Below are 14019 nucleotides of genomic sequence, written 5' to 3' on the forward strand. Positions count from 1 at the left end.
GCCGCAATGCGGCCGGCCTCCCACCGGGCAAGCCACGCATGATCGATCGTCGCCGCAAAAGCAGCCTGAAGCGAACGCAGCAGCGCATGGCCGTGCTTTTCATCCTGCCGGCGCTGGCCGTCTACGCCCTGTTCGTCCTCTATCCCTTGGCGATGTCGCTGTGGGGCAGCTTCTTCATCTGGAAGGGGCTGCGCATCACCGAGTTCGCCGGCCTGTCGAATTTTTCGCGCCTGTTCGTTTTCCCCAGTAGCGCCAGGCTCTACGGCGCGCTCTGGCACAACACCGCCTGGTTCTTCGGCATCATGGTCTTCCAGAACGGCATCGGACTGCTGTTCGCCTGGCTGCTGTTCCTGCGTGATCGGGGTGCGGCCTTCTTCCAGTCGGTGTTTTTCTTCCCCGCGGTGCTGAGCCCGGTCATCGTCGGTGCGCTGTGGCGCCTGCTGTTGGCGCCGGGCGGCGTGGTCGAATGGGCGCTGAACGGGCTTGGCCTGCATCAGGGCAGCCTGACCGTGCTTGGCAACAGCCACACCGCGCTGGCCATGCTGGTCGCCGTCGACGCCTGGAACTGGATGGGCCTGCCGGTGCTGATCTACACGGCGGGCCTGCGGCAGATTTCGGGCCAGATCTTCGAGGCGGCGAAACTCGACGGCGCCGGCAATGCGCGCATGCTGTTCTCCGTCGCGCTGCCCTTGCTGATGCCGGCGCTGGGCACGCTGACGACTTTGTCCTTTATCAACACCTTCAACCAGTTCGACATCGTCTATGTGATGCAAGGCGTGCAGGGCAATCCGAGCTATTCGACCGACACGCTGGTGACCTATTTCTACAGGCTGGCCTTCGGCGCGGAGGGCGCCGTCGGCATCACCGACATCGGCCTGGCGCTGGCGTTGGGCACCATGCTGTTCCTCATCCTCAGCGTCGGCACGCTGTTGATGCTGCGTTTCTTCGACCGCCGCACGGTGCAGCTATGAGCGCGCTGACCATGGCAGGCAATCCCGTGATCTCGCGCCGGCTTTCGCGGCTGCCCGGCTGGACGGTGCTTGCCCTGTGGACGGCGGCCGTGCTGCTGCCGCTCTACATCCTCGTCGTCTCCTGCTTCAAGTCGACGGCCGAAATCTACGACAACCGGCTCGGCCTGCCGGCAAGCTGGGCCTTCGACAATTTCGTCAACGCCTGGACGCGCGCCGACCTCGGCCACAATTTCATCAACAGCCTGATCGTCACCGCCGGGACGGTCATCCTCACCATCGTCGTCTCGGCCATGGCCGCCTATCCGCTCAGCCGTTACCGGCTGGGCTGGAACGCCATCATGCTCGGCCTGTTCCTGTCCGGCATCATGCTGCCGATAAGGCTCGCCTCGGTCGAGCTGTTCACGCTGATGCGCAATCTCGGCCTGCTGGATTCCCTGACCGGACTGATCCTCGTCTATTCGGCGATCCGCATTCCCTTCGCCGTCTTCATCGTCGCCAATTTCATGCGCGTCCTGCCCTCCGAACTCGACGAGGCGGCACGCATGGACGGCGCCGGCGAGGTCCGCATCCTGTTCCAGATCATCCTGCCGATGGTGAAGCCGGCGGTGTCGATCGTCGCCATCTTCACGGCGATCGCCGTGTGGAACGACTTCTTCTTCCCGCTGATCTTCATCTTCGACGACCGCTACAAGACCGTGCCGCTGGCCATCAGCGTCTTCGTCGGCCAGTACCGCACCGATTGGGGCCTGGTGTTCGCCTCGCTGGCGATCTCCATGGCGCCGATCCTGATCATGTATTGTCTGCTCGCCCGCCAGATTCGCGAGGGCGTCGGCGCCGGGGGAGGCATGAAATGATCGAGGACAGGATCTATGCCGCCAAATCCATCCTGGTCGTCGGCGCGCATGCCTTCGATGCCGAGGTGATCGCCGGACCGCTGGCGGCGGCCGCCGTACTGAGGGGCACCACGGTGACGTTCCTGCACCTGAGCATGGGCGAGCAGGGCCATCCGTGCCTGATCCCCGAGCATTATTGCGCCCAGAAGGAAGAGGAAGCGGGCAGGGCCGCCGCTCGCCTCGGCGTCGCCATGCGCAATCTAGGCCTGCATGACGCCTTCCTGCCTTCCGATGACGAGACGGCGCTGAAACTGTGCGATGTCATTCGCGAGCTGAAGCCGGAAGTGGTCATAACCCATTGGCACGGCAGCTGGCACAAGGACCATCGCGCCGCAGCCAAGCTGACGCAGACCGGCATCTTCTTCGCCGCCTTGCCGACCGTTGCGCGCGACCATGCCGCCTTTACGCCGGGCTTGCTGCTGTTCGGCGAGAACTGGGAGGACGATGACGGTTTCCGCCCCGAGCATTTGGTCGACGTCAGCGACGGCTTCGAGGCGTGGAGCGAGGCGGTGCATGAATACGAGCTGGCGCGGGGCCTGAGCAGCTTCCCCTATGTCGATTACTACAGCGCGCTCTACCGTCTGCGCGGCTGCCTGCGCGGCACGCGCCATGCGCAGGCCTTCGCGGCGGCCTCGCATTCCTGGAACGCCGGCAGCGGTCTGTTCGCGCCGCCGGCTGCCGGAGGGCGCCGATGACGCGGGTTCTGGCCATCGATCTCGGCGGCACCAATCTGCGCGCCGCCGTCCAGTCCGGCAATGTCAGCGCGCTGGAGAGGCCGAGCCGCGAACCGGCGCCGGCAAGCCTTGATGCCTTCGTCGCCCGTATCGCGGCGCTTTGCGCCGAGGCTGGCGCGGTCAAGGCGTTGGGCCTGGCGGTGCCAGGTCTCGTCGAGGGGTCGGTCTGCCGCTGGATCCCGAATCTCCCTTGGCTCGACGGTGTCGACATCGCGGCGCTGTTCCCGCAATTGCGCGTCGCCGTTGGCAATGACGCGCAGATCGCCCTGCTGGCGGAAGCCGTTGAAGGCAGCGCGAAGGGCATGTCGGATGCGATCCTGCTGGCAATCGGCACGGGCATAGGCTCGGCGGTGCTCGCCAACCACCGCATCGTCGCCGGCACGCATGGCGGCGCCTGCTCGTTCGGCTGGGCCTGCGCCGACATCAAGGACCATGGCGAGGAGCGCAGCGGCTGGCTGGAGCGCGTTGCATCGGGCCGTGCGCTTGACGCGCTTGCCGGTCAGGTCGGCCTTGCCAGCGGCCGCCAGCTGATCGCGGCTGCCCAGGCGGGCGAACTCGCGGCACAGACCTTGCTCGAGCTGCCGGCGCGCCGGCTGGGCACCGCGCTTGCCGGCGCCGTCGCGCTGCTCGACCCCCAGGTGATCCTGGTTTCCGGCGGCCTTGCCGATGCGCTTGACGTCATCGGACCGCCGCTGCTTGCCGCGCTGCGGCGCCAACTGCCGCCGCATCTGCGCGGCATTTCTCTCAAGGCTGGCGCGTTCGGCCCTGGCGCAGGCCTGGTCGGTGCGGCAGTGGCCGGGCAGGCCGGAAGCGGGTGGAGACAGATCCGATGAGTGAAGCCAGTTTTCAGCAGCCGGATCGCAGAAGGCCCGAGCCGCTCTGGTATCAGGTCGAGGAGGCCATCCGCGCCATCGTCAAGAGCGGCGAATGGGCGACGGGCGACCAGATCCCGGCCGAAGACCGGCTGGGCGCGCTGTTCGGGGTCAGCCGCATCACGCTGCGCCACGCTTTGCGCAATCTGGAGGAAAGCGGATTGCTGCGCCGCGAACACGGACGCGGCACCTTCGTGCGCTCCACCACGCTCGTCGCCGGCACCCGCGAACTGACGAGCTTCACTCAGGAGATGGGCAATATCGGCGTCGTTGCCGGCTCGCGCCTGCTCGATTGCAGCCTCACCATCGCCAATGCGGCGGCGGCCGGCGCGCTGGAGATTGAGGAGGGTGACCCGGTGGTGCGCATCCGGCGGCTGCGGCTCGGCAACAACGAACCGATCGGCATCCAGACGGCGCAGCTCTCAGCCGCACGTGTGCCGGGCTTCCTCGACGCCGGCCTGCTGCAGGGATCGCTGTACGAGGCGCTGGAGCGCCACTACGGCATCGTGCCGGTGGCGGCGCGCGAGAATTATCGCGTCGGCGCGGTTGGCGCGGCGGATGCCGAGCTGCTCGATCTGCCGGTCGGCAGTCCGGCTTTCGTGGTCGAGCGTATCGCCACCGACGAGCGCGGTCCGTTCGAGTTCACCGTCTCCATCATGCGTGGCGACCGCTACGAGATACGCTCGACGCTGCGCGCCGGGCGCGTCCCGTCAAATCCGCGAAGCTGATCCATCATCACCCAAGCAGACACTTAACAGGAGTACCCACGTGTCCGACCTCTACATTCACCGTCTCGCCGCCCTCATCGACCAGGCAGCGAAAACCAATGAAGCGGCCTTTGGCCAGGCAGCCAGCCGCTTTGCCGACTCGCTTGAAGGCGGCGGTCTGATCCATCTCTACGGTTCAGGCCATTCGGTGCTGCCGGTGCAGGAAGTGTTTCCGCGTTACGGCAGCTATGTCGGTTTCAACCCGCTGACGGACCCGCGCGTGATGTGGCACAATGTGCTCGGCGCCGGCGGCGTGCGTGAGCTGCTGTGGCTGGAGCGCACCGAGAAATACGCCGAAAAATTCCTGGATCATCAGCCGCTCAACAAGGGTGACTCCATCATCATCTTCGGCCACAGCGGCCGCAACTCTTCCGGCATCGATACGGCGCTCTATGCCAGGAAGCGCGGCATCTTCGTCGTTGCGGTCACCAGCAAGAACAATCTCGACAAGCCCGCGACGCACTCCTCCGGCAAGCGACTGGCCGACGCGGCCGATCTCGTCATCGACACCTGCTCGCCGATAGAGGATGCGATCGTGCCGGTCGAGGGCTGGAGCCGTCCGGTCTCCGGCTCTTCGACGGTGCTCGCCATGATCCTGGCGCATGAGCTGATCGCGCGTACCGCCGAGCAGCTCGCCAAGCGCGGCATCGAACTGCCGGTCTTCGCCTCGCCGACGATCGCGGGCGTGACCCTGCACGACACCGATGTCATCTACGGCGTCTACCGCGAACGCATGCTGGAAGCACAGAAAAAGCACCTGCCGGCCTTCCAGGCGACGATGCGGGGCGAATGATGTTCGGGGCGGGAGGCGTCGCGGACGCCTCCCGCCATGGATGCGCCCAAGACGAACTTATCATCGTCGATGCAAGACCGGGCCTATCCCCTTGGCTTCCTTCCGAAGCTTCAGTGTCGCTTTGAAAGCGTCAATAAATAATTTGACGCGCGTAATGACTCCGAGATCTATTGGGAACCGTTAAAACTTGACTGGACAAGTTCGGTCGAGCATTGCTGCTTCCAGGCAACGGCCGCGTGACTCGTGTCGGCCGGGGCGGCGGGCGAGGGCAAGGGACCCTGAATATCGATGGCGGAAAAGACGCACCGCACGATGGATGACTTCGCCCGGGCGTGCGGCGTGTCACGGCCGACCCTGTCGAAATATTTCGATGATCCGGCAAGCGTCAAGCCGGCGACGCGCGCCCGCATCGAGGCCGCGCTTCGCTCCTCGGATTATCAGCCGAACCTCTTCGCCCGCAATCTCAACCGCAAGCGCACCCGCAATGTCGGCATCGTCGTGCCGGCGATTACCGATCCGTTCTATGCCGAGATGGTCAGCCGCATTGAACTGCGCTGCCGCGACGAGGGTTTTTGGCCGATCGTCATCTCCTCGCACGGTTCGCCCAGGCTTGAGTCGAAATCGGTCAAGACGCTCACCTCGCTCAAGGTGGCCGGCGCCGTCGTGGCCCCGCTGGGATCGGTCTCCGAGCCGGGCGTCTTCGAACGGATGGGCAAAGACATCCCGATCGTCTATTTCGACACCTATATCGAGGGTGACACGCCCTTCGTCGGCAACGACAACCACCAGAGCACGTCGATCATGGTCGATTATCTCTGCCGGTCCGGCGCGCCGCCGGTGTATGTCGACATCCCGCACGTCAACCACAATTCGGGCGAGCGACTGCAAAGCTATATCGAGACTATGCGGGCCGGCGGCCTTGAGCCTGTCGTCATCAACGCGGCGCGCGACTACACCTGGGACTTCGAGCGGATCGGCCATGAATGGATGGAAAGTACGCTCGACAAGGGAGGCCTGCCTGGTCGCACGATCCTGTGCGCCAATGACCGGCTCGCCTTCGGCATCATGTCGGCCGCTTTCACGCGCGGGCTGAAGATCGGCCGCAAGCCCGATTGCGACTTCCGTGTCGCCGCCCATGACGACCACCCGTTGAGCCGCTACACCTGTCCGCCGCTCACCACCATGGCGCAGGACTTCGCCGCAATGGCCGGCCGCAGCGTCGAGATCCTGCTGGCCTTGCTCGACGAGGCCCGCCCGTCCGCGCATGACCTCGTGCGAAACGTCAAGCTCGGCGCGACCCTGGTGATGCGTCAGTCGGCCTGAGCGCGCGACTGCAATTGGAGCCAGGCCGCGGCCTTGCTCATCGCTTGCCGCGCGGCGAGAATGTAGCGGCCCATCGAGACGAAGCCGTGGATCTGGCCCGGCCAGTGTCGCAGGACCAGCGGCACCCCTTCAGCAAGCAGGCGTTCGCCATAGGCGGTCCCTTCGTCGGCCAGGATATCGTGACCGGCGGTCAGGACAAACGCCGGCGCCGCGCCTGCAAGGCTCGGTGCCAGCAGCGGCGAAACGCGCCAGTCCTTGATGTCGTCCGGGGTGCGCACATAGTGGTCGCGGAACCAGGCCATGGTGGCGGCGGTCAGTCCAAACCCGTTACCGAAACGGCGGTAGCTGTCCGCCGTCTGGCGGGCATCGGTGTTGGGATAGATCAGGATCTGGGCGGCAAGCGGCGGTGCTTGCCCGTCGCGGGCGAGCAGTGCCAGCACGGCGGCAAGGTTTCCACCGGCGCTGTCGCCGGCAACGGCGATACGGGCCGGATCGATGCCGAGCTCCCCGGCGTCTTGCGCCATGAAGCGAAGCGCTGCCGCGCAGTCCTCGAGCCCGGCGGGGAACTTGTGCTCTGGTGCCAGTCGATAAGCGGGGCAGACGACGACGGCATTGGCCAGATTGGCCAGCCAGCGGCAGATCTCGTCATGCGAATCGAGATTGCCGATGACCCAGCCGCCGCCATGCAGATAGAGCACGGCGCGCGCGCCGGTTCGCGGTGCGCCGATGCCGCGATGGATGCGGATCGGAACCGGGCCGTTCGGTCCGTCGATCTGCCGCTGCGACGTCGCCGCGACCGGCTCATGTTTGCCCTGCTGCGCCGGGAACGAAGCATTGTAGGCGGCCCGCGCCGCCGCCACGCTGCCGTTCTCGAACGGCTCACCACCGGCCGCGCGGCCGATTTCCAAGGCACGCAGAGCATCAGGATCGAGCGTCATCGCAATCTCCGTCATGATTGCATCTAGGCGAGCAGGCCGCGCGCCTCGTCCTCCGAGAGTAGGGTCGGCTGGACGACATCGCCAGCGATGTCGACCGGGCTTTTCATTTCGCCGGAGCGCAGGATCGCCTCCATGATCTCCAGCACATGCAGCGCCAGAGTGCCGGAAGCGCGGGGCGTGGCACCTGTCGCGAGCGAACGCACGAGGTCGGCGACGCCGAGCATGCGATAATTGGCGCGGTCGGGCGCGGCATAGGGCCAGTTGCGGGCGCCGTAGAGTTCGCCCTCGCTGGGGAAATCCTTCCACTCGGCGCCGCGCTCGGACAAGGACACGGTGCCGCCGAACGTGTCGGGGTCGGGCAGGCGCAGCGAGCCCTCCGTGCCATGCAGTTCGATCGGATGGTTGGAGTGCTTGAAAACGTCCCATGAGGCGCCGAAGGTGACTGTCGCGCCCGACCGGAATTCGAGCAGCGACAGCACGTTGGTCGGCGTGCCGACCTTGAAGGTCGTGTTCTTGAACGGTCCCTCGGCTGATATCAGCCGCTCCTGCTGGCCCAGCGTCGCCATTGCCATGACGCGTTGGACGGGACCGAGCAAATTGACCAGCATGGTCAGATAGTAGGGGCCCATGTCGAACACCGGGCCGCCGCCCGGCTGGTAGTAGAATTGTGGGTTGGGGTGCCAGTGCTCCATGCCGCGGCCCATCATGAAGGCTGTGCCGGTCACGGCGCGGCCGATGGCGCCATCGTCCATCAGGCGGCGCGCCCGCCGGCCGGCGGCGCCGAGGAAAGTGTCGGGGGCCGAGCCGAGCAGCAGCCCCCGCTTGGCCGCCTCCGACACCAAGCGGCGCCCGTCGCTGGCCGAGGTCGCCAGCGGCTTTTCGGTGAACACATGCTTGCCCGCCGAAAGCGCCGAAAACGAGACGTCGAAATGTGCCGCCGGGATGGTCAAGTTGAGGACGAGATCGATCTCGGGATCGGCCAGCATCGCATCGACGCCGAGCGCACGAATGCCATATTCCTTGGCGCGCAAGGTAGCCATGTCGGCCGAGATGTCGGCGCAGGCGCGCAGCTCGATGCCGCCGAAAAGCGCGGCATTGCGCAGGTAGGTCATCGAGATGTTGCCGCATCCGACGACGCCGATCCCAAGCTTCGTCTTCGATTGTCCGTGCATTTTCTTGTCGTTCCTCCGATGCGGCCACGCTCTGCCCGATCCGTTGCCCGCCAATGGATCATTCCTCGCAGCCGCTATACAACATATTGAATATTGACGCGCGTAAAATTTTTATAGACCATGCGAAACCCAGGGGCGCCAAGGAAACCCAGGGCGGCGTCAAGGAATGAACGACATGACGAAGACGAAGCTCAAGGTCGGCTGCCAGACCTTCACCTGGGAGATGCTCGGCAAGGCCTGGACCGGCGGCCCCAACGATCTCCTGAAGGCGATCGCCGATGGCGGCTATGCCGGCATCGAGATCACCGACACCATGATCGGCCGCTATGCAGGCAAACCGACGGAGTTCGCCGCGGCGCTTGGAGCATCCGGCCTGACGCTGGTCTCCTTCGCCTTCGGTTCGAAAAGCGGGTTCACGCTGAAGGACGAGATCGGCGCCGACCTCGAAGCCGCGAGGCGCTGGATCGATTTCGCTGCCGCCTTCCCAGGTGCGCTAGTCTCGATGGGCTCGGCGACCGTGGTCTCCAACGGCTCGCGCGACGACAAATTCGCTATCGCCGCGGAGGTCTACAACAGGGCCGGCGAGATCGGGCGAAAGGCCGGCGTCCAGGTCGCAGTGCATCCGAGTTCGCACCACAACACGCTGCTGTTCGACCGCGCCGACTACGACGCGATCTTTGCCTTGCTCGAACCCGACCTGGTCGGCTGGGTGCCCGATACCGGCCACATATTGCGCGGCCACAAGGACATGGCCGATACGCTTACCACCTACCGCGACCGCATCCGCTACATCCATCTGAAGGACGTCGACGCCAAGGGCGATTGGGCGATGCTGGGTAAAGGCGTCTGCGACACCCGTGAAGTGATCGAGATCGTCGGTAGGGCGCCGCGCTTCAACGGCTGGCTGGTGCTTGAGGAAGAATCCGACACGGCCGCCGCCGATCCTGCCGGCGCGGTCAAGACCAACCGCCAGACGATGCGCGGCTACGGAGCCTGAGACGATGATCAGGAAACAGGACAGGCGCCTCAGGGTCGGCGTGCTCGGCTGCGGCCCCATCGCGCAGTTCGCGCATCTGGAATCCTGCGTCAAGGCAGGCAATGCCGACCTCTACGCCATCTGCGACGCCGCACCCGACCTGCTCGCCCGCATGGGCGTCAGCTATGAGCCGCGGAAGATGTATGCCGACTATGACGAGATGCTCGCCGATCCGGAGCTGGAAGCGGTCATCGTCGCCACCTCGGACGCCTATCACGTGCCGATGTCGATCAAGGCGCTCGACGCCGGCAAGCATGTGCTGTGCGAAAAGCCGATCGGAACTTCGGTCGAGGAAGGCGAGGCGCTGGCGGCGGCGGTGAAACGCTCCGGCAGGATCCTGCAGGTCGGCCACATGAAACGCTTCGATCCGGCGCTGGAGGCGGCGCGCGACTTCGTCCGCGACGAAATGGGCGAGGTGCTGGCGCTGAAGGCCTGGTATTGCGATTCCACCCACCGCTACACCAACACGGATGCGGTGCAGCCGCTGCCTGTCACCAGCAAGCTGGCGAAGAAACCGTCCGGCAATCCGAAGGCGGATCTCCGGCAGTATTTCATGCTGGCGCACGGCTCGCATCTGGTCGATACGGCCCGCTTCCTCTGCGGCGAGATCACGGCCGTACGCGCCCGTCTCAACGAACGCTTCGGCGCCTATTGCTGGTTCGTCGAGACCGAGTTCGCCAGCGGCGCGCTCGGCCATCTCGATCTCACCGTCGCCGTACGCATGGACTGGCACGAGGGTTTCCAGCTCTATGGCGAGAACGGCTCCGTCATCGCCAAGACGTTCAATCCCTGGTACTTTCGCGCCAGCGAGGTCGATATCTTCCATGAGAAGGACGCGACCTCGCGAAAACCGCTCGGCGCCGACGGCCATTTCTTCCGCCGCCAGCTGGAAGGTCTCGCCGACACGGTGCTGAACGGCGCGCCGATGCGCGGTGCCAATGTCGAGGACGGCATTGCCTCGATCCGCGCCATGGTCGCCATTGCCCGCTCCGTCGAGACCGGCGAGCGGATCGAGCTCGCTTCGGTCTCGGGTGCGGTCTGATGCGTCTCGGCATCTTCGCCAAGACCTTTGCGGGCACCGAGCCGGCTGTTGTGCTGGAAGCAGTGCGGCAGGCGGGCTATGAGACGACGCAATTCAATCTCGCTTGCGCCGGCCTGCCGTCGATGCCCGATGCGGTGCCTGACGCAGCCATTTCGGCCATTCGCGCCGCCGCCCGATCAACAGGCGTATCGCTCGCCGCCCTGTCAGGCACCTACAACATGGCGCATCCAGACAAGGCGGTGCGCGACGATGGTCTTTGCCGCCTTGCCGTCGTCATCGATACAGCCGCCGCCCTCGACATTCCGCTGGTCACGCTCTGCACCGGCTCGCGCAATGCAGCCGACCAATGGGCCTATCATCCCGACAACGCCACACCGGCCGCCTGGTCCGACATGGCCACTGAGATGGAAAAGGCGCTGGCGCTGGCCGAAGGGGCAGGCGTCGATCTCGGCATCGAGCCCGAACAGGCCAACATCGTCACCTCGGCGAAGGATGCCACCCGCTTGATCGCCGACATGGGCTCGAAGCATCTGAAGGTCGTGCTCGATCCGGCGAACCTGTTCGAGCATGCGACGCCGGGCGAGGCGCGCGCCATCGTCGCGGCGGCGATCGACGAGGCCGCTGCCCATATAGCCATGGCGCATGCCAAGGACCGGCATGCCGACGGCCGCTTTGCCACAACAGGGGAGGGCATTGTCGATTTTCCGGATTTCGTCGCGCGGCTGAACACTGTGAAATTCGATGGCCCGCTTGTCACGCACGGACTGTCGGCCGATGAAGCTCCCGCCGTTGCCGCCTTTCTGCGCCGCCTGCTCCGATGAGCGTCGCACCGACGACCATGCTTCGCGACGATGCGGCGCTTCGTGTCTTCGACACGGAGCAAGGCAGGCTTCCCGTCGTCTTCCAGCACGGTCTCGGCGGTGACGCCGCCCAGGTGGCGCAGAGTTTTCCCGACGGCCCGTCGCGACGCCGGCTCACCGTCGAATGCCGGGCGCAAGGCGGCTCCGGTGCCGGCCATAAGCGCCCCTTTTCGATCGCCATGTTCGCCGACGACGTGCTGGCCGCCGCCGATGCGGCCGGCATCGAACGCTTCGTCGCCGGCGGCATCTCGATGGGTGCGGCGATCGCGCTGCGCCTGGCCGTCCGGCATCCCGAGCGCGTCACCGGCCTGGTGCTGGTCCGTCCGGCCTGGGCCTTCGACGCGGCCCCTGAAAACATGCGTCCCTATGCGGAAGTGGCCGAGCTCATCCGAAACCGTCCGCCGAACGAGGCGCGCGCCGTCTTTGCCGCTTCGGCCACGGCCGCCCGGTTCCGCGCCGAGGCACCCGACAATCTGGCTTCCCTTCTCGGTTTCTTCGAGCGCAACAATGCAGCGGACTTCGCCGAAATGATGCAGGCAATCGCTGGCGATGGGCCCGGCGTTTCGCGGGCCGCAGCCTCTGCGCTCTCAATCCCCACACTCGTCGTCGGAAGCGGCGTCGACCTCGTCCATCCCTTGGCGACTGCCCGCGAACTGGTGAAGACAATCCTCAACGCGATCTTCACCGAGGTGACACCGAAGGCCACCGACAGGGATCGCCACTTCGCCGAAATCCGTGCCGCGATCGGCGGCTTTCTCGATAAAAATTTCAACAACCAGGACCAGTCATGATCTCGAAACCCCTGTCAGGCCCGGCCGCTATCGCCGCATTGCCGCGCGATCGTCTGATCGCTGAATTCTCGTCTTGGTCTGCCAATCTCGCCAATTTCGAGAGCGACTTGAAGCGCATCGAACCCTATGTCGACCTTCACCACATCGATGTCGCTGACGGCCACTTCGCGCCGTCCTTCCTGTTCTTCCCCGATCTGGTCGCCCGTATTGCCAAACTGACGGCCAAGCCCATCCATGTCCATCTGATGGTCGACGGGACAATCGTCGAGGAACAGACGCGCCAATTCATCGAGGCCGGCGCCGACATGATCAGCGCCCATGCCGAGAATGGCGAAGCAGGATTGCGCGCTGTGCGGCTGGCGCGCGAACTTGGCGCCGAAGCCGGCGTCGTGCTGCGGCTGGAAACGCCGGTCGAAGCGGTGAGGCCCTTCGTGTCCGAAGTCGCGTTCGTCACGCTTCTGGGAACCGCGATCGGCGTCAAGGGGCAAGGCCTTTCGGAGAAAGCCTGTGACAGGCTGGGCGCTGCCCGCGCCATCCTGAGGAAAGCCGGCCGCGAGGCGGACGTGGTTCTTGCCGCCGACGGCGGCATCCGCCACGAGACGGTGCCGCTGCTGCGTGCCGCGGGCGCCGAGACCGTCGTTCTTGGTTCGCTCGCCTTCGGTGACAAGGATCTGGCCGGCCGCATCGGCTGGCTGCACGGGCTGAAAGTCGCGGCATGAGCAACGAGGCCGCTCTCGCGATCGATCTGGGCGGCACCGAGCTTCGTGCCGCCCTGGTCGACCGTGATGGCAAGATACTGGCGTTCGCGGCGGTGCCGACGCAGGCGCAGGCCGGTCCCGAAGTGGTGATCGGCCAGATCGAGGCTCTCGCCGCGACCATCCATGCCGAGGCGCCGGCGCTCGCCATCCTTGGCGTCGGCGTCGGCGCGCCGGGACCGCTCGATCCGCTGGCCGGCATCGCCGTCGGGCCGCCGACGCTTGCCGGCTGGCTGGACGTGCCGCTCGCCGACATTCTCGAGCGGCGGCTCGGCCTGCCGGTGCGGCTGGAGAACGACGCCAATGCCGCGGCACTTGGCGAGTGGCGCTTCGGCGCCGGCCACGGTGCCCGTTCGCTTGTCTTCGTCACCGTCTCGACCGGCATTGGCGGCGGCGTCGTCGTCGACGGGCGCATCCTGCATGCCCGCCGGGGTCTTGCCGCCGAGATCGGCCACATGACCATAACCAACGAAGGCGAGCGCTGCATATGCGGCGTCGTCGGCTGTTTCGAGGCCATCGCCTCGGGCACCGCGCTCGGCCGCCGCGCCAATGCCGCGACGTCGGCCTTCGACGGCTCGACGCTGCGCCGCCTCTCGGCTAACGGCGAGGTGACGGGCCGCCATGTCGTCGATGCAGCGCGGCTGCAGGACGATCTCGCCCTGGCCCTGCTCGAGGAGGAAGCGCGCTGGCTCGGCGTCGGCTTCACCAACCTCCTGCATCTCTATTCGCCCGACGTGCTGGTCGTCGGCGGCGGCATCGCCAATGGCCTCGATCTGATGGCTCCGGCAATAGAGGCGACAATCCGCCAGCGCGCCATGCGCGCCTATCGCGACGTGCCGGTGGTTCAGGCCCAGCTCGGCCGCCACGCCGGGCTGATCGGCGCGGCAAGCCTTGTCCTGTTCGCCGATGGCACGGCCCGCCTGCCTGTCGACGGGCCGAGCAGATATCCCGGACACGAGGACGGACACTGATGGTCGAGCTCAAGCTGCGCGGCGTGCGCAAGTCCTGCCGCCTCACACGGTGAACACACGAAAAATGGCCGGAGGCAGCGATGCCTCCGGCCATTTGCTAT

Annotated in this window: 15 protein-coding genes; 13 read left to right on the plus strand and 2 right to left on the minus strand. The window is 65.9% G+C overall.

What is annotated here, in order from left to right; genetic code table 11:
* From LB545_RS10035 to LB545_RS10065, 7 genes are all read left to right on the plus strand, one after another.
* Window positions 1-971, plus strand: a 971-nt coding sequence (locus tag LB545_RS10035) for a carbohydrate ABC transporter permease (protein WP_224671972.1), incomplete at its 5' end; no start/stop codon positions are given.
* Window positions 968-1825: a carbohydrate ABC transporter permease gene (locus LB545_RS10040; RefSeq protein ID WP_140781611.1), complete on the plus strand. Its 858-nt coding sequence runs from the start codon at window positions 968-970 to the stop codon at window positions 1823-1825. The genes LB545_RS10035 and LB545_RS10040, both read left to right, overlap by 4 nt.
* Complete coding sequence (locus tag LB545_RS10045) at window positions 1822-2559, plus strand: PIG-L deacetylase family protein (RefSeq protein ID WP_140497691.1); 738 nt, start codon at window positions 1822-1824, stop codon at window positions 2557-2559. The genes LB545_RS10040 and LB545_RS10045 overlap by 4 nt, the downstream gene beginning before the upstream one ends.
* Window positions 2556-3431 (plus strand): ROK family protein, encoded by an 876-nt coding sequence (locus LB545_RS10050; RefSeq protein WP_140497694.1) that lies wholly within the window; start codon window positions 2556-2558, stop codon window positions 3429-3431. The genes LB545_RS10045 and LB545_RS10050 overlap by 4 nt, the downstream gene beginning before the upstream one ends.
* Window positions 3428-4198 (plus strand): GntR family transcriptional regulator, encoded by a 771-nt coding sequence (locus LB545_RS10055; protein ID WP_140520922.1) that lies wholly within the window; start codon window positions 3428-3430, stop codon window positions 4196-4198. Before LB545_RS10050 ends, LB545_RS10055 begins: the two co-directional genes overlap by 4 nt.
* Before the next feature lie 40 nt (window positions 4199-4238).
* Window positions 4239-5030, plus strand: coding sequence for a sugar isomerase domain-containing protein (locus LB545_RS10060; RefSeq protein WP_140520921.1), 792 nt, complete (start codon window positions 4239-4241; stop codon window positions 5028-5030).
* Between the two features lie 288 nt (window positions 5031-5318).
* On the plus strand, window positions 5319-6353 hold the full coding sequence (locus LB545_RS10065) for a LacI family DNA-binding transcriptional regulator (RefSeq protein WP_224704942.1): 1035 nt from the start codon (window positions 5319-5321) through the stop codon (window positions 6351-6353).
* Here LB545_RS10065 and LB545_RS10070 read toward each other — a convergent pair.
* A complete protein-coding gene (locus LB545_RS10070) occupies window positions 6341-7306 on the minus strand; it encodes an alpha/beta hydrolase (protein ID WP_411971078.1) in 966 nt (321 codons plus the stop codon). The genes LB545_RS10065 and LB545_RS10070 overlap by 13 nt on opposite strands.
* A gap of 8 nt (window positions 7307-7314) precedes the next feature.
* Window positions 7315-8463: a Gfo/Idh/MocA family protein gene (locus tag LB545_RS10075; protein WP_224704944.1), complete on the minus strand. Its 1149-nt coding sequence runs from the start codon at window positions 8461-8463 to the stop codon at window positions 7315-7317.
* Window positions 8464-8638: 175 nt separating this feature from the next.
* Between LB545_RS10075 and LB545_RS10080 the strand changes: the two genes are divergently transcribed.
* Genes LB545_RS10080 through LB545_RS10105 form a run of 6 tightly spaced genes read left to right on the plus strand, consistent with a single transcriptional unit; the run spans window position 8639 to window position 13918 of the window.
* A complete protein-coding gene (locus LB545_RS10080) occupies window positions 8639-9460 on the plus strand; it encodes a sugar phosphate isomerase/epimerase family protein (RefSeq protein ID WP_140497704.1) in 822 nt (273 codons plus the stop codon).
* Between the two features lie 4 nt (window positions 9461-9464).
* Entirely contained in the window at window positions 9465-10541 is a 1077-nt protein-coding gene (locus LB545_RS10085) for a Gfo/Idh/MocA family protein (RefSeq protein WP_140675127.1), read from the plus strand.
* Window positions 10541-11362: a sugar phosphate isomerase/epimerase family protein gene (locus tag LB545_RS10090; protein WP_224704945.1), complete on the plus strand. Its 822-nt coding sequence runs from the start codon at window positions 10541-10543 to the stop codon at window positions 11360-11362. Before LB545_RS10085 ends, LB545_RS10090 begins: the two co-directional genes overlap by 1 nt.
* Complete coding sequence (locus LB545_RS10095) at window positions 11359-12192, plus strand: alpha/beta fold hydrolase (RefSeq protein ID WP_140878810.1); 834 nt, start codon at window positions 11359-11361, stop codon at window positions 12190-12192. The genes LB545_RS10090 and LB545_RS10095 overlap by 4 nt, the downstream gene beginning before the upstream one ends.
* Window positions 12189-12911, plus strand: coding sequence for a ribulose-phosphate 3-epimerase (locus tag LB545_RS10100; protein ID WP_224704946.1), 723 nt, complete (start codon window positions 12189-12191; stop codon window positions 12909-12911). The genes LB545_RS10095 and LB545_RS10100 overlap by 4 nt, the downstream gene beginning before the upstream one ends.
* Window positions 12908-13918: an ROK family protein gene (locus LB545_RS10105; RefSeq protein ID WP_224704947.1), complete on the plus strand. Its 1011-nt coding sequence runs from the start codon at window positions 12908-12910 to the stop codon at window positions 13916-13918. The genes LB545_RS10100 and LB545_RS10105 overlap by 4 nt, the downstream gene beginning before the upstream one ends.
* Window positions 13919-14019 lie beyond the last annotated feature (101 nt).

The organism is Mesorhizobium sp. BR1-1-6, from assembly GCF_020165355.1.
Lineage (GTDB): Bacteria > Pseudomonadota > Alphaproteobacteria > Rhizobiales > Rhizobiaceae > Mesorhizobium.

Bases quoted from the DNA above. Each gene is read 5' to 3' on its own strand.
- LB545_RS10080 (WP_140497704.1), top strand. From the start codon at position 8,639: ATGACGAAGACGAAGCTCAAGGTCGGCTGCCAGACCTTCACCTGGGAG.
- LB545_RS10050 (WP_140497694.1), top strand. From the start codon at position 2,556: ATGACGCGGGTTCTGGCCATCGATCTCGGCGGCACCAATCTGCGCGCC.
- LB545_RS10070 (WP_411971078.1), bottom strand. From the start codon at position 7,306: ATGACGGAGATTGCGATGACGCTCGATCCTGATGCTCTGCGTGCCTTG.
- LB545_RS10100 (WP_224704946.1), top strand. From the start codon at position 12,189: ATGATCTCGAAACCCCTGTCAGGCCCGGCCGCTATCGCCGCATTGCCG.
- LB545_RS10055 (WP_140520922.1), top strand. From the start codon at position 3,428: ATGAGTGAAGCCAGTTTTCAGCAGCCGGATCGCAGAAGGCCCGAGCCG.
- LB545_RS10090 (WP_224704945.1), top strand. From the start codon at position 10,541: ATGCGTCTCGGCATCTTCGCCAAGACCTTTGCGGGCACCGAGCCGGCT.
- LB545_RS10065 (WP_224704942.1), top strand. From the start codon at position 5,319: ATGGCGGAAAAGACGCACCGCACGATGGATGACTTCGCCCGGGCGTGC.
- LB545_RS10045 (WP_140497691.1), top strand. From the start codon at position 1,822: ATGATCGAGGACAGGATCTATGCCGCCAAATCCATCCTGGTCGTCGGC.
- LB545_RS10040 (WP_140781611.1), top strand. From the start codon at position 968: ATGAGCGCGCTGACCATGGCAGGCAATCCCGTGATCTCGCGCCGGCTT.
- LB545_RS10085 (WP_140675127.1), top strand. From the start codon at position 9,465: ATGATCAGGAAACAGGACAGGCGCCTCAGGGTCGGCGTGCTCGGCTGC.
- LB545_RS10095 (WP_140878810.1), top strand. From the start codon at position 11,359: ATGAGCGTCGCACCGACGACCATGCTTCGCGACGATGCGGCGCTTCGT.
- LB545_RS10105 (WP_224704947.1), top strand. From the start codon at position 12,908: ATGAGCAACGAGGCCGCTCTCGCGATCGATCTGGGCGGCACCGAGCTT.
- LB545_RS10075 (WP_224704944.1), bottom strand. From the start codon at position 8,463: ATGCACGGACAATCGAAGACGAAGCTTGGGATCGGCGTCGTCGGATGC.